This window comes from Luteolibacter rhizosphaerae, from assembly GCF_025950095.1.
Lineage (GTDB): Bacteria > Verrucomicrobiota > Verrucomicrobiia > Verrucomicrobiales > Akkermansiaceae > Haloferula > Haloferula rhizosphaerae.
This window is the reverse complement of the sequence record NZ_JAPDDR010000012.1, coordinates 52,574-65,093: the sequence shown is the minus strand read 5'-3', so window position 1 is coordinate 65,093 and position 12,520 is coordinate 52,574. Positions and strand designations below refer to the sequence as shown.

Here is a 12,520-nt window from a genome sequence, read left to right as displayed (position 1 = left end):
CGCGCCTTGGAGATGAAAGCTTTACTTCGCTTCGACCACGGTGGCGGTTTTGATCACCACATCCTCGGTCGGAACGTCGCTGAAAGGAGCTTCTTGCGTCGCGCCGCCGGGGCCACGGGCGGTGACCTTCTTGGTGCCGGTCTGCACGGCCTTGATTTGGTCGACGACTTCGAGACCTTCCACCACCTTGCCGAAAACGGCGTAACCGTGTCCGTCCGGGCTCGGGGCATTGAGCATCGCATTATCCACCACGTTGATGAAGAACTGAGCGGTGGCGGAGTTCGGGTCGCCGGTGCGGGCCATGGCGATGGTGCCCCGATCGTTCTTCAATCCATTCGAGGCCTCGTTCTTGATGCCTTTGCCGGTCTCTTTTTCGATCAATGAGCCATCCTTCTGGGCGAAGCCGCCGCCTTGGATCATGAAGGTGCCGATCACCCGGTGGAAGACGGTGCCGTCGTAGTGCTTCTTCTTCACGTAGGAGAGGAAGTTCTCCACCGTGACCGGAGCCTTGGCGCGATCCAGTTCGATCACGATGTCACCCTTGCTGGTGCTGAATTTCACACGCTCCGCGGCAGCGGCAGGCTTGGCGGGTTCCGCTTCCTTCTTCTCCTCTTGGGCAAAGGCAAGGGAGCCAAGCAGGGCAAAGGCGAGGATTAAACGACGTTTCATGGTTTGGTTTCGTGGGTTGGGAAGGGGAGATCAGGCATTGCTCTCGTTGCCCTTGGCGGGGCGGAGCTTCGGCGCGGTCGGCTTGTCGGTATCCAGCAGTTCAATGTCGGAAAGCAGGATCCAGCCGCGGCTGTCGTTGGTGAAAGCCACGTAGGCCCACTCGCCGGATTGGTTGAGCTTGCGGCAGAGGGAACCGGCCGGCGCGTCGATCACCTTGGGCGCCGTACGGGCGGCATCGGTGCGTACCGCGGCATTGTCCGCCACGACTACCACCTGTTCCCGGGCGGGAGCGAAGCGGGCGTCATCGGGATACAGCCGCCATGCCGAGATGCCTCCGGCTGCGATCAAAGGAGCGGTGACGAAGGCGATGATCGAGACCATCCGGATACCTGCGCCGGGGCGCGTGGCGGGGAAGATAAGCGCGCCAATCACCACCATCCAGACCGAGGCCCATACCAAGCCCTTCCAGAAGGATGCGGAGACCCTTGCAAGCTGGTGCTGGTAGTCCGGACGCGTGATCGTGATGGAGCCGAACTTGCGCTCGAGGAAGCGGAGGTTCTGGCGGGCTTCCGCGTGGCCACTGTCGCGCTCGAGCGCGCGGCGGTAATAGAGCGCGGCCTCACCGGCGGACCCGAGACGGTAGGCGGCGTTACCGATGTTGAACAGCGTATCCGCGGGCAATTGCTCGTAGGGGCCGCTATCAAGCCATGCCTTCCCGGCCTCCTCGAAGCGGCCCTCATCGAAGAGTTTTTCGGGGCCTTCCTGCGAGAAACCGGACTGTGAGGACAGGGCGAAGAAGAACAACACCAGCGGCAAGGCGAGCTTGCGGACTTGGCGGAGCAGGCGTTGGCGTTCGGATCGATCGACCTTGGTCTGGGACACGTCCTGACGGAAGCAGATCTCGTCCCGCTTTGCCAATGTCTCCACCACGACCGGATCTTCACTATTGCCGAGCCAACGCTCGATGAAATGACCGAGCTTCCGGTAAAAGTCGCCGGCGGTCTCGGGCGAGTGTTCGACCTCGCGCCATTCCTTCTCCCTTGCCACCACGTCCGGGTCCTTGTGGAGGCGGGGTGAGATCTTGATCGCCACGATGCGGGCGAGAAGACCGGCCACTACCAGCGCGGGGATGATCTGCCAGAGCCAGCCCGGAAGCGGGAATTGCTTCGGCAGCAGCTTGGCCGGGCCTTTGATGATCCCCAGGATATCGGTCATCTCCTCCAAGGGCATCGGCAGGGCCATGGGGACCGCTGCGCCCGGCAGGGCTGCCGCCGTGGAGGGGAGCACGCTGAGGGGAATGGCGTCCGAGAGGATCGTCTCATACTTCGCCGCTACCGGATCGAAGTAGACGAAGCGGAAAGGCGGGATCGAGGTCTGCAGCCGCAGCGGGCGCATGAACTGGCGGAAATGCACTTCGCCCCACATCTCCCGGCGCTCTTCGCCCCGCTCCGCCGCGGAGGCATCGTAGAGTTTCCAGCCGTCTTGGTCGATTGGCTTCGGCGGCTGCAGCGCATCGAGATTTCCGGTGCCGCTCACCATCATGTTGAGCGTCACCGGGTCGCCTTCGCGCACCTCGGTTTCACGCGTCGTGATGTCGAAAGCGAACTGGCCGATGGCATTGTCGAATCCCTCGGGCGCGCCGGGCGGAAGCGCCTTCGAGTCCAGCTTGATGGCGGGAACCTCGATGTTTACCGCCTGGTTGTAGGCTTGGCTGAAATGCTCGAGCGAGGGAATCAAGGTGATCACCCGGATGGAAGCGGGTCCGAGCGTCGATTCGCCCACACGGTTGGTGGACATGGTGCTCGGATAGCTGATGGCGTGGAAATTCCGGCGCAGGATCGTGGCCCGGCGGCTCATCCGCACTTGCTGCTGCGGCTGGAAGCGCCATGCCGAGAGACCGTCCCGCTCGAAGTCCGGGATCCCCCAGTCTTCCACCGGTTGCTCGGCGGGAAAGTAGAGCTTGATCTCGACCGGTTGCTTTTCCCCGACATAGGGAGTGCCCTTGATGGCATGGAAAGCGGCGGAGTAGCGGATCTCACGGCCGTCGACGACCGCGCTTGCCCACTTGAGGTCGGTTTCCTCGATGATCCGGATCTCGATCGGAGCAGTCTGGCGGGTTTCGCCCCCGAAGCTCAACTCCAGAGCGGGAATTGTAAAAGTCCCCGGGGTGTAGCCCACCACCGAGTAGTTGAAAAAATACTCGATCCTGCGGCCCGGCCCGGAGCGAGGCCGCGGCCCGATGCCAAGCGGGCGGATGGTCAGATCCTTCACCTCCGGAATCGGCGGCACGGTGCTGCCGTCGAATTCCTCACCCGGCACCACCACCTCGAAGGTGGCCTGCTCGCCGGTGATGAGGAAACGGCTGCTGATATTCGCCTGCACGACCGGTGCGGCGGAGATCGCTCCCGAGCCGAACAGGGCACCGAGGAAAAGAATGGAAAGAAGTCGCTTCACGGTTGCTGAAATGAATTACCAGTCCTTGTCAGGTTGACGGTACTCGATGCGATTGGGGCCGAGCGCACCCTTTTCGAAATCGGCGTTCTCCTTGAGGATACGACGTGCGGCATCTTCCGGAGATTCGCCCGGTTTAGGCTTCTTGCCACCGTCCTTGTCGCCTTCACCCTCTTTTTTGTCGCCGGGGTGATCGCCGCCTTTACCGTCCCGATCCTTTTCTTCGCCGTCGCCGTCGCCCTTGCCCTCTTTGTCGCCGCCCTTGCCTTCGCCTTCTTGATCGCCCTCTTCGCCTTCGCCATCCGGCTGCTGGCCTTGACCTTGGTCCTCCCCCTCGCCGGGTCCCGGGACGGGTTGGATCTGCTGGGCGTTTTCGTTCACCTCTTCAAGAATCTCCCGCAAGCGCTTGAGATGCTTCACGGTGAGCGTGCGGTTGTGCTCCGCGTCAACTAGCGACGAGTCATAGCCCAGCGCGGATTCGAAGTGCTTCACGGCGTCCACCCAATCGGTGAGCACGCTGTTGAAGCGATCGAAACCGGCGGTATCGCCTCCGCCATCTGGAATCTCGCCCTGAATCCATTCGGACATCGCTTGGCGCACCATCTCGTCGAAGGCGGCCATCGGATCTTTGGTCGCTGCGGGATTACCTTTTCCGGACAGGGCGTCGCCGATCTTCTTGAAGGGATCCGAGTTCTTGGCCTCGGATTTCGGGGGCTCGATCTTCGGGTAGGAGGGACCGTTGGAGAGTCGTTTCCAGCCGTTGTCGAAGAGAATGGTTCCCAATCCATGGTGTGCGGCGGCGCGGACCTTCGGATCGTTCGAGCGCAGAGCCTCGCTATAGGCGTGGCGGGCGACGTCCGTTTGTCCTTGGCGGAACGCGGCATTGCCTTGGGCCAAGCGGTAACGGAAGCCTGTGTCGGTGGGCCCCGACTTCTCGGCCAGTTGATCGTAGAGCGTCTCCGCCTCCTCGTTGCGACCTTCCGAGAGCGCCTTGCCCGCGTCCTCATGCATTCCGGCCCGGGCTGGCTGCGGTGTGATGAAAATCAAAGCGGCAGCCGCTGCTGCGCTAGCTGGTCCCAATCCGCGCCAGCGGGTACCGGCGATCACCGAGGCGATGAGAAAGATGATCCCCGGCAGAACGAACCATTGGTAATACTCGACCGGGACAAAGCGATCACGGCCTTCAATCTCGAACTGTTCCAAATCGGAGATCGCGGTCTTCACCATCTCGGGAATGCTGGCGGCGGAGGTGGCGACCGCGAACCGCCCGCCGGTATCTGCCGCGAGCTTCTTGAGAGCACTGGTATTGATGCCGCTGCGGACGACGTTTCCGGAGCGGTCGCGATGACGGCCATCGGGATAGTCCGGATTCGGGATGTAGTCGCCATTCTCGGTACCCACGGCGATGGCGAAGATGTAGACGCCCGCCTTCTTGGCATCAGCCGCGAGCTTGCTCATCCGGCCGGTGGTTTCGTCACCATCGCTGAGGACGATCAGGGCATTCTCCTTCTGACCTGTTTCCTTGAGGGTCTTAATCGCCATCTCCAAGGTGCCTTCGAGGTTCGATCCTCCGACCGGGATGAAATCCATGTCGAGTTGGTCGATCGTCTCGCGCACCGCGGCGTGATCCACCGTGAGGGGCGCAAACAGGTAGGGCTCACCGGAAAAACCGATCAGGCCGATCCGGTCGTTCGGCAGGGCTTCCATCAACTCGTAGCAGAGTGTCTTCGCCTGAGTGAGTCGATCGGGTTTCAGATCGGAAACCAGCATGCTCCGGGAGAGGTCGAGCGCGAGCAGCACATTCCGCCCGCGGGAGGTTTCGGTCTGCATGCCGCGGGTTGTCTGCGGGCGGGCGAGTCCGAAGGCGAGCAAGACCACCGCCAGCATCAGGAAGCCAAAGGCGAGCCAGCGGGGCAGGGGGCTACCGCGGCGCAGAAGTCGGGGACGCAGGCGCGGGGCGGCAAAGGCGGCCCATTGCTTCCGCCGCAGCCGCGCGACCAGCACGGCACCCACTGTGAACAGGGGCACCAGCAACAGCAGGGCGAACCAAGCGGGTTGGGCGAAGGTCATGGCGAGGGCGGCGGGTTGAGCGCCAGCAGGAATGCGGCGACAAGTGAAGCGACCACGGCGGTTCCCAGAAACCACGGGAAAAGCTCAACGTCTTCGATGACGGTGCGGGAGATGGTCTCGGATTTCTCGAGCTGGTCGATCGTGTCGAAGTATTTGGCGAGTTCTTCCGCGCTCTTTGCGTGGTAGTGCTGGCCGCCGGTGATCGCCGCGATCTTCCGGAGAGTTGGCAAGTCGAATTCTTGGCGGGCGAAGCGCTGGATATCGCTGGAAACACGGCCTTCCTCGGTGCCGATGGCGATGGTGTAGATCTTGATGCCCAGGGTCTTGGCATTCTCGGCCGCCTCGATCGGCGAGATCTTGCCGGAGTTGGAAGCTCCGTCGGTGCAGAGGATGATGATCTTGCTCTTGGCGTCCCGGGAATCGAGGCGGCTTGAAGCGGCCGCGATGGCCGAGCCGATCGCTGTCCCCATCTCCTTGAGGATGTTCAAGTTAACTTGCTTGAAGCTGCTTAGGAGCCAGTCGTGGTCAAGGGTGATGGGACTGACGGAGTAGGGACGTCCCGAGTAGATGACCATGCCGATGCGGTCGTCCGGACGACTCTCGATGAAGTTGTGGACAACTTCTTTGGCGGCGTCGATGCGCTTCAGGGCGCGGCCTTCCGGGGTATGGAAGTCGTCGATGCTCATCGACAAGGAGACGTCGAAGGCGATGGCGATGTCGATGCCGCTTGCGGTCTTCGAATGATACTCGTTCCGCCATACCGGCCGGGCCATGGCAAGGATCGCCGGGACCAAGGCCAGGATGGCAAGCGGCATGCCGAAGGAAAAAGCCGAGCGGCGCACCTTCGAGCCCAAGCTGACCAGCACGGAAAGGGTGGAAAAGGTCATGGCCGCCTCCGCCCCGCGACCGCGGCGGAGGACGAAAAGAAGGACGCAGGGGATCAGCAGCAGAAGCCACTGCGGCTGGGCGAATTTGAAATGTTCCAGGAAATCCCTCATGCGGGCCGGTGCTGGTGGAGGCGGTCAAGCAGTTGACGCGCCGCTGTATAAAGCGCCACCGGATCGCCACTTGCTTCAGGACCATACTTCAAACGCGCCAAATGGGAAAATCCTTCGGCGGTAGTTGTCCGCAGGTCCTCGGGATAGGAGGCCAGAGACTCGTGGCGGGCCACAAATTCCTCGTGAGTTTCGAAAAGTGCCGGATCGCCCGAAACCACGGCCAGATAGCGGCGCAAGGCGATCGAGACGGAGGTAGCGGCCTCCTGCATCGTCTCCCCCGGCTTCGGGTCCAGTTCGGCGACCGCGCGGCGGTAGGCTTCTTCCCGAACCTTGTTGGGATCGACCACGCCGATAGGCTTCTTCCGCAGGAGATAGATGAGTCCCGTGACCAACGCGACCACGGCAAGTCCGATCAGGCCCCATGCCCAGAGCGGCAGGCCGGGATCGGGAAGCAGGGGCTCGGCAGGAATCGGATCCCTGAGGATGAGCGTTTCGTCTTTTTGCTCTGCCATCGGAATCAACGGGTGCGCTTGCGAGCGCGTTTCTTGAGCAAGCGGTGCAGGTCGCCGAGGCGATCGCGGTCGGTGAATAGCTGGGCGTGATCGATCGCGTGCTTCTTGCAGGTGGCGGCGACCCCTTCGAATTGGCGGCGCATCAGCTTCTCGTAGCCCATGCGGAGGTTGGCGTTGTTCGTGTTCACGAGCACCTCCCAGCCGGTTTCAGGGTCGGCGAGGACCACCCTGCCCGCTTTGGGCAGGGACATCTCCAAGGGATCCGAGATCTGTAGCGCGATGGTTTCGTGCTTGCGGGCGAGCTTGCCCAGCGGCCGGTCGATCGGATCGTCGAAGAAGTCCGAGATCATGAAGATGAAGGCCTTCCGGCGGAGCGTGCGGATCAGAAAGTCGCAGGCCGCGGTGATCGAGGTGCCGGGATCTTCCGGTTTGGCCATCAGGATCTCGCGGACGATCCGCAGAACATGGCGGGTGCCCTTGGCGGGAGGGACGAAAAACTGTGCCTCCTTCGCGAAAAGCAGTAGCCCGACCTTGTCGCCATTGCCCGCGGCACTGAAGCCGATAATGGCCGCCGTTTCAGCCGCCGCTTCGCGTTTGCTGAAATGGACGCTGCCGAAATCGGAGGAGCCGGAAATGTCCACCGCCAGGATCACGGCCAGCTCGCGCTCCTCGCGGAACTTGCGGATGTAGGGAGAACCCATGCGCGCGGTGACATTCCAATCGATGAAGCGGATCTCATCGCCGTGCTGGTACTCCCGGAAGTCATCGAAATCGAGGCCTTGGCCACGGAACGAGGACTGGTACTCACCGGCAAAGGATTCACGCACCAGTCGCCGGGCCTTTAGCTCCAGCTTGTGGACCCGGTTCATCACCTCCTCGATATGCTCGTCCTCGGTCATAAGAAACGCTGAGACGGAAGATTTGAAGACGACAGACGGAAGACTGGAGAACCAGCCATCATCCGCGGCACGCTTGGGAAATCTCTACTCAAGTCTGATGTCTTCTGTCTGATGGTCTGCAGTCTCTTTAGGGCACCGGCACCTTGGCGAGGACTCGGTCGAGGATCTGGTCGGTAGTGACCTCCTCCGCCTCGGCTTCATAGCTGAGCAGGATACGGTGGCGCAGGACGTCGTGAACCATGTCCTTCACATCCTGCGGCGTGACGAAGGCGCGGCCTGCGGAGAAGGCCCGGGCACGTGCTGTTAGAGCCAGGTTGATGGTGCCGCGCGGGGAGGCGCCGGAGCGGATCAGGTGCTTCAGACCGGCATCGATCTTCGCCGGGAAGCGGGTCGCGCGGATGAGATCGACGATGTATTCGCGAACCGCGGGATCAATATAGATCTGGTTCACATGGGAGCGGGATTCGGCTACCTGCTGGGGACTCGCGACGGTCTTGGTCTGATAGGGGGGCGCGGAGGTCGCCATACGGTCGAGCACCATCAGCTCTTCGTCCTTGGTGGGATAGCCCACGCTGACCTTGAGCAGGAAGCGGTCGAGCTGGGCCTCCGGAAGCTGATAGGTGCCCTCCTGATCGATCGGGTTCTGGGTGGCCAGAACGAGGAAGGGCTCTGGCAAGCGGTAGGTGGTGTCTGCGAGGGTCACTTGCTTCTCCTGCATGGCCTCCAGCAGGGCCGACTGGACCTTCGCCGGGGCGCGGTTGATTTCGTCCGCGAGGATCAGGTTATTGAAGATGGGCCCGAGCTTGGGCGAGAACTTCGCTTCCTGCGGGTTGTAAACCATGGTGCCGAGCAAGTCGGCGGGAAGGAGGTCCGGAGTGAACTGGAAGCGGGCGAAGCTGGCGTCGAGCGAGCCGGAGAGAGCTTTGACTGCAAGCGTCTTGGCCAGACCGGGAACGCCCTCGAGGAGAATGTGGCCGTTACAGAGCAGGCCGACGATCAGGCGGTCCACCAAGGCTTCCTGCCCCACCAGAACCCGGCCCATCTCCTCTTTCACGGCGGTGATCCAGCCGCTGGTGGCGGCGATCCTGTCCTGCAATTCTTCAGTCGTCATGAGTGGCTTGTCGAAAAGATGGCAATGGATGGGCTCATGGCCAGCGCGAATCCATGCTGGATGTCAGGCAAAGCGTAGCGAGGAACCGGCCATGTCTGGGAAAAGTAGCGCATTAACGTTCAAGGAGAGGACGGGCGTGGAAAAAGCATCCGGAGAATTTACTTTGTTCTGCAAAGTGATTTGCTAGAGATCCGGGGTATGGATCCCATCACCTGCAAAATAGTCGGTGCTGCCTGCCTCGCCCATCAGGTGGGTCCCGAATCACGGGATGACCTGGCCAAGTCCTCGACAGATTGCCCTGAACTCAGATCCGAGTCGACGGTCGCAAGGATGAAGTCAGCCAAGTCTCTGGATCGGTCGAAGCTGCCGAGAAGCTTGGGTGTCGTCACGGTGGGAGGCCATGTGAGGAGGCCGGGACTGGTGAAGATTACGGAAGGGATGAGCCTCGCCGTGGCGCTGGAGAAAGCTGGCGGCGTGACCGAGTTTGCCGCAGTCAAGCGCGCCAGATTGGTTCGAAACGGGAGAAGCCTCCCGTGCGATCTCGGGGATACGACTTCCGCTTCGGAGCCTGTCCTTGCTGGAGACGTCTTGGAGATCCCTCAGAAGACTTGGATCGGCAAGTAGGCTCTACTGACCCTTGATCCACGCCAGCACCTTGCTGTCGTCGTCCTCGGCCGCCCAGACGCGGCGGAGGAAATCGGCGGGATGAAGGTCGCCGTTTCGGGCGAGGAACGCCCGATCGCCACCGCAGCCATACATGAGGTCGGGATCGAGCTCGCCGCGGAGCTTGGCGCGGGCCTTGGCCAGGATGCGTGGCAGGTAGGCAATGCCATCGAGCTCGTCGCCGAAGGTCGGGATGTCATCGCGGGTGAGCTCCTTCTCGCCCGGCTTGCCTTGCATCACGACTTGGAAGTAATCGCGGCGGACGGCGGCCACCAGCAGGGCAGTGGAGATGGAAGGCTGGCCTTCCTCGCAATAGTCTTCCACGAAGTCGAAGAACTCGCGCGGCTTGTACCCGATCTCGGCTAACAGGGCGGAGTCCGCGGCGCTATAGTAGCCGGTGAAATCCTTGTCCCCGGACTCATAGCGTTTCACGCAGCGGTCGAAGAGATCGAGAAAGCGGTCGTTCCAAGTCATGCGCGGAATCTCGAGAGCGAGGGCGTGGCGTCAACTGCATTTCGCATTCCGGGAATGCGGGCGAGAAAGGTGAATGCTTTGTCACCCGTTTCCTTTCGTCCGGCGGAGGTGCGCTTCCGCAGCTTTGCCGACTCCTTATCCCATGAAAGCTCTTGTGACCGTCCTGCCTTTGCTCGGTGTTCTCTGCCTCGGTGCCGCGGAACCGGTCAAAGCTCCGGCTTCTCCGGATCCGATCACGAATTTCGGGCCGACCGCGAATCCCTCCGCGGGAAAAGGCGCCGCGAATCCGGAAGGTCTGCGTGCCTACGTCTTCGAAACAGTCGACCGCTATTCGCATCGCGCGGGCTTGGGTGAGCTCTTGCGACGGGCAGGCTTTCACGTGATGCCGCTTCCATTGGACCGTCCGCCCTACGTCCACGGCTCGGATCCGGAAACGGACTTGGATCTCATCGCCTTTGGCTCCTTCGCGTCCCAGTCCAAGGCATACAAGGACTACATGGCAGCCTATGCGGATGATCTGGACGACTACGTGGATCGCGCGGGCTTGCTGATCCAGTTCGCTCAGGCGGATCAGGACGAGCTCAAGCCTCCCTTTATGCCCGACACTCAGGATGCCACGCGCAGCGACAGTGACTCGAAGGCCTCCCACATCCTCGCACCGAAGCATCCGATTCTGGAAGGCGTCCCAAAGTCCGCGGATGGCAGCAAGCTGAGCTTCACGCTCGGCGATGATGAGAAGACCTGGTTTCAGAAGAACGTGCAGTGGGAATCTTTCGTGCAGTTCTTCGGCTTCGAGGTGATCCTTTCGGGTGACCGGGACGCGCGCACGCCGGGACTCATGGAGGGTGCCTATGGACAAGGCCGCTTCTTCGTTTCCGCCTTGGGCGTGGACAAGATTCTGGACGGCGCCAGCGGCGAGGACCGGAGTTCGGCAAGCCAGCGGGAGTTCAATGCTCCGTTCTTCCGCAATCTCTATCACTATGCCGCACTGGTTCGGGATCGGAAGACTCCGCCCTTGGATCTGACACCCCAGCCGGGCAGTTCGATGATCAAAGAGGGCGCGTGGACCTTGGTGCTGCTGCCGGATACCCAGATTTATTCGCAGAACTATCCGGGGGTCTTCGATTCCCAGACTTCATGGGTCCTTCACAACGCCCGGTCCCGGAACATCCGCTATGTAATGCATCTCGGCGACATCGTGAACGTGAACTCGATTCCGGAGTGGGAGAACGCGCGCCGCTCGATGGGCATGCTGGATGGAAAGATGCCTTATGCGCTGGTGCCGGGAAATCACGACTACGGCCCGGGTGGCAATGCGGCGACGCGCGACACCTTCCTGAACGACTACTTTCACGAAGAGTACTACCGCGACTGGCCGAGCTTCGGTGGTGCCATGGAAGCCGGGAAGATGGACAACACCTACCACCTCTTCGAGGCAGGTGGCGTGAAGTGGATCATCCTCTGTCTTGAATGGGGGCCGCGCGATAGCACGGTCGAATGGGCGAACCGGATCATGAGCGAGCACGCCGACCGTAAGGGCATCCTGGTGACGCATGCCTTCATGAACAACAACGACCTGCGCTACGATCACACCGATACGGCGAACCCGCAGGCCTACAACCCCCACAAATATCAAACCCCCGGCGGCAAGAACGATGGCGAGCAGCTCTGGCAAAAGCTCGTGAAGAAGCACAACTTCGTGATGACCCTCAACGGCCACGTGCTGGGAGATGGCACGGGCTACCGCGTGGACAACAACGATGCTGGCAAGCCCGTGCACCAGATGCTCGCGAACTATCAGTTCCGCAAGCTGGGCGGGGAGGGCTACCTTCGCACCTTGGAGTTCCAGCCGGACAACAAGACGGTGATCGTGAAAAGCTATTCACCGATCTACGACAACCATCTGCTCACGCCGGATCAGGACTTCAGCTTCGAGCTGGATCTGGGAGCGGCCGATTCGGATGGGGACGGGATCTTCGACTACTTCGATCCCGACCTGGACGAGGACAAGGACGGGCTGGACAACCGCGCCGAGTACGTGACCCATGGTACTTCAGCCACCGACAGCGACAGCGATCGCGACGGATTGCCGGACGCGATGGAAGTGAAAGCCGGCACGAACCCCCTGATGAACGACCGCAAGGTGATCCGTGCTGCTAAAGCCGAGCAACGCTAGGCTGCGTAGTCCTCGTCACTAACCGGCTCAAGCCAATCGACGGTCTTGCCGTCGAGTGCCTCGTGGATCGCGATATGGGTCATCGCGGTTTCCGGCCCGGCACCATGCCAGTGCTTCACGCCCGGGGGGAACCAGACCACATCCCCGGGACGGATCACTTCGATGGCCCCGCCCTCGCACTGGGCCCGGCCGCAGCCGGAAGTGACGATGATCGTCTGGCCGAGCGGATGGGTATGCCATGCTGTGCGGGCACCGGGCTCGAAGGTGACCTGCGTCGCTCCAGTGCGCGCGGGGGCACTCGGCTGGAACAAGGGATCGATCCGAACGGTTCCGGTGAACCATTCGGCCGGTCCTTTGGTGGATGCCTGCGATCCCGCGCGCTGGATTCTCACGCGGCCTTTTTCACCCGGCGAGGCAGGCCATGTCGATGACGAAGCGGTAGCGAAGGTCCGGCGCTCCATGCACTTTGTACCATATTCCAGTGGCGTCAGGGGTGG

The 12,520-nt window shown here is 61.8% G+C and carries 11 protein-coding genes; 2 read left to right on the top strand and 9 right to left on the bottom strand.

Annotation, left to right across the window (positions count from 1 at the left end; genetic code table 11):
- Positions 1 to 21 precede the first annotated feature (21 nt).
- From OJ996_RS20865 to OJ996_RS20835, 7 genes are all read right to left on the bottom strand, one after another.
- Positions 22 to 669, bottom strand: coding sequence for a peptidylprolyl isomerase (locus tag OJ996_RS20865; protein WP_264515617.1), 648 nt, complete (start codon positions 667 to 669; stop codon positions 22 to 24).
- Between the two features lie 30 nt (positions 670 to 699).
- Positions 700 to 3,123, bottom strand: coding sequence for a hypothetical protein (locus OJ996_RS20860; protein ID WP_264515615.1), 2,424 nt, complete (start codon positions 3,121 to 3,123; stop codon positions 700 to 702).
- 15 nt (positions 3,124 to 3,138) lie between these two features.
- Complete coding sequence (locus tag OJ996_RS20855) at positions 3,139 to 5,190, bottom strand: vWA domain-containing protein (protein WP_264515614.1); 2,052 nt, start codon at positions 5,188 to 5,190, stop codon at positions 3,139 to 3,141.
- Entirely contained in the window at positions 5,187 to 6,188 is a 1,002-nt protein-coding gene (locus OJ996_RS20850) for a VWA domain-containing protein (protein WP_264515613.1), read from the bottom strand. Before OJ996_RS20850 ends, OJ996_RS20855 begins: the two co-directional genes overlap by 4 nt.
- The gene (locus OJ996_RS20845; protein ID WP_264515612.1) at positions 6,185 to 6,700 is read right to left on the bottom strand and encodes a hypothetical protein; all 516 of its coding nucleotides are present in this window, start codon (positions 6,698 to 6,700) and stop codon (positions 6,185 to 6,187) included. Before OJ996_RS20845 ends, OJ996_RS20850 begins: the two co-directional genes overlap by 4 nt.
- Before the next feature lie 5 nt (positions 6,701 to 6,705).
- A complete protein-coding gene (locus tag OJ996_RS20840) occupies positions 6,706 to 7,599 on the bottom strand; it encodes a DUF58 domain-containing protein (protein WP_264515611.1) in 894 nt (297 codons plus the stop codon).
- A gap of 127 nt (positions 7,600 to 7,726) precedes the next feature.
- Complete coding sequence (locus OJ996_RS20835; protein ID WP_264515610.1) at positions 7,727 to 8,710, bottom strand: AAA family ATPase; 984 nt, start codon at positions 8,708 to 8,710, stop codon at positions 7,727 to 7,729.
- Positions 8,711 to 8,908: 198 nt separating this feature from the next.
- Between OJ996_RS20835 and OJ996_RS20830 the strand changes: the two genes are divergently transcribed.
- The gene (locus tag OJ996_RS20830) at positions 8,909 to 9,334 is read left to right on the top strand and encodes an SLBB domain-containing protein (protein ID WP_264515609.1); all 426 of its coding nucleotides are present in this window, start codon (positions 8,909 to 8,911) and stop codon (positions 9,332 to 9,334) included.
- Positions 9,335 to 9,337: 3 nt separating this feature from the next.
- Here OJ996_RS20830 and OJ996_RS20825 read toward each other — a convergent pair whose 3' ends face one another.
- On the bottom strand, positions 9,338 to 9,847 hold the full coding sequence (locus tag OJ996_RS20825) for a DUF5069 domain-containing protein (RefSeq protein WP_264515608.1): 510 nt from the start codon (positions 9,845 to 9,847) through the stop codon (positions 9,338 to 9,340).
- A gap of 142 nt (positions 9,848 to 9,989) precedes the next feature.
- Between OJ996_RS20825 and OJ996_RS20820 the strand changes: the two genes are divergently transcribed.
- A complete protein-coding gene (locus OJ996_RS20820) occupies positions 9,990 to 12,023 on the top strand; it encodes a metallophosphoesterase (RefSeq protein WP_264515607.1) in 2,034 nt (677 codons plus the stop codon).
- Here OJ996_RS20820 and OJ996_RS20815 read toward each other — a convergent pair.
- The gene (locus OJ996_RS20815; RefSeq protein ID WP_345783799.1) at positions 12,020 to 12,415 is read right to left on the bottom strand and encodes a (R)-mandelonitrile lyase; all 396 of its coding nucleotides are present in this window, start codon (positions 12,413 to 12,415) and stop codon (positions 12,020 to 12,022) included. The two genes, OJ996_RS20820 and OJ996_RS20815, sit on opposite strands and share 4 nt — an antisense overlap.
- Between the last annotated feature and the right edge of the window lie 105 nt (positions 12,416 to 12,520).

Bases quoted from the DNA above. Each gene is read 5' to 3' on its own strand.
- OJ996_RS20865 (WP_264515617.1), bottom strand. From the start codon at position 669: ATGAAACGTCGTTTAATCCTCGCCTTTGCCCTGCTTGGCTCCCTTGCC.
- OJ996_RS20855 (WP_264515614.1), bottom strand. From the start codon at position 5,190: ATGACCTTCGCCCAACCCGCTTGGTTCGCCCTGCTGTTGCTGGTGCCC.
- OJ996_RS20850 (WP_264515613.1), bottom strand. From the start codon at position 6,188: ATGAGGGATTTCCTGGAACATTTCAAATTCGCCCAGCCGCAGTGGCTT.
- OJ996_RS20845 (WP_264515612.1), bottom strand. From the start codon at position 6,700: ATGGCAGAGCAAAAAGACGAAACGCTCATCCTCAGGGATCCGATTCCT.
- OJ996_RS20840 (WP_264515611.1), bottom strand. From the start codon at position 7,599: ATGACCGAGGACGAGCATATCGAGGAGGTGATGAACCGGGTCCACAAG.
- OJ996_RS20835 (WP_264515610.1), bottom strand. From the start codon at position 8,710: ATGACGACTGAAGAATTGCAGGACAGGATCGCCGCCACCAGCGGCTGG.
- OJ996_RS20830 (WP_264515609.1), top strand. From the start codon at position 8,909: ATGGATCCCATCACCTGCAAAATAGTCGGTGCTGCCTGCCTCGCCCAT.
- OJ996_RS20825 (WP_264515608.1), bottom strand. From the start codon at position 9,847: ATGACTTGGAACGACCGCTTTCTCGATCTCTTCGACCGCTGCGTGAAA.
- OJ996_RS20820 (WP_264515607.1), top strand. From the start codon at position 9,990: ATGAAAGCTCTTGTGACCGTCCTGCCTTTGCTCGGTGTTCTCTGCCTC.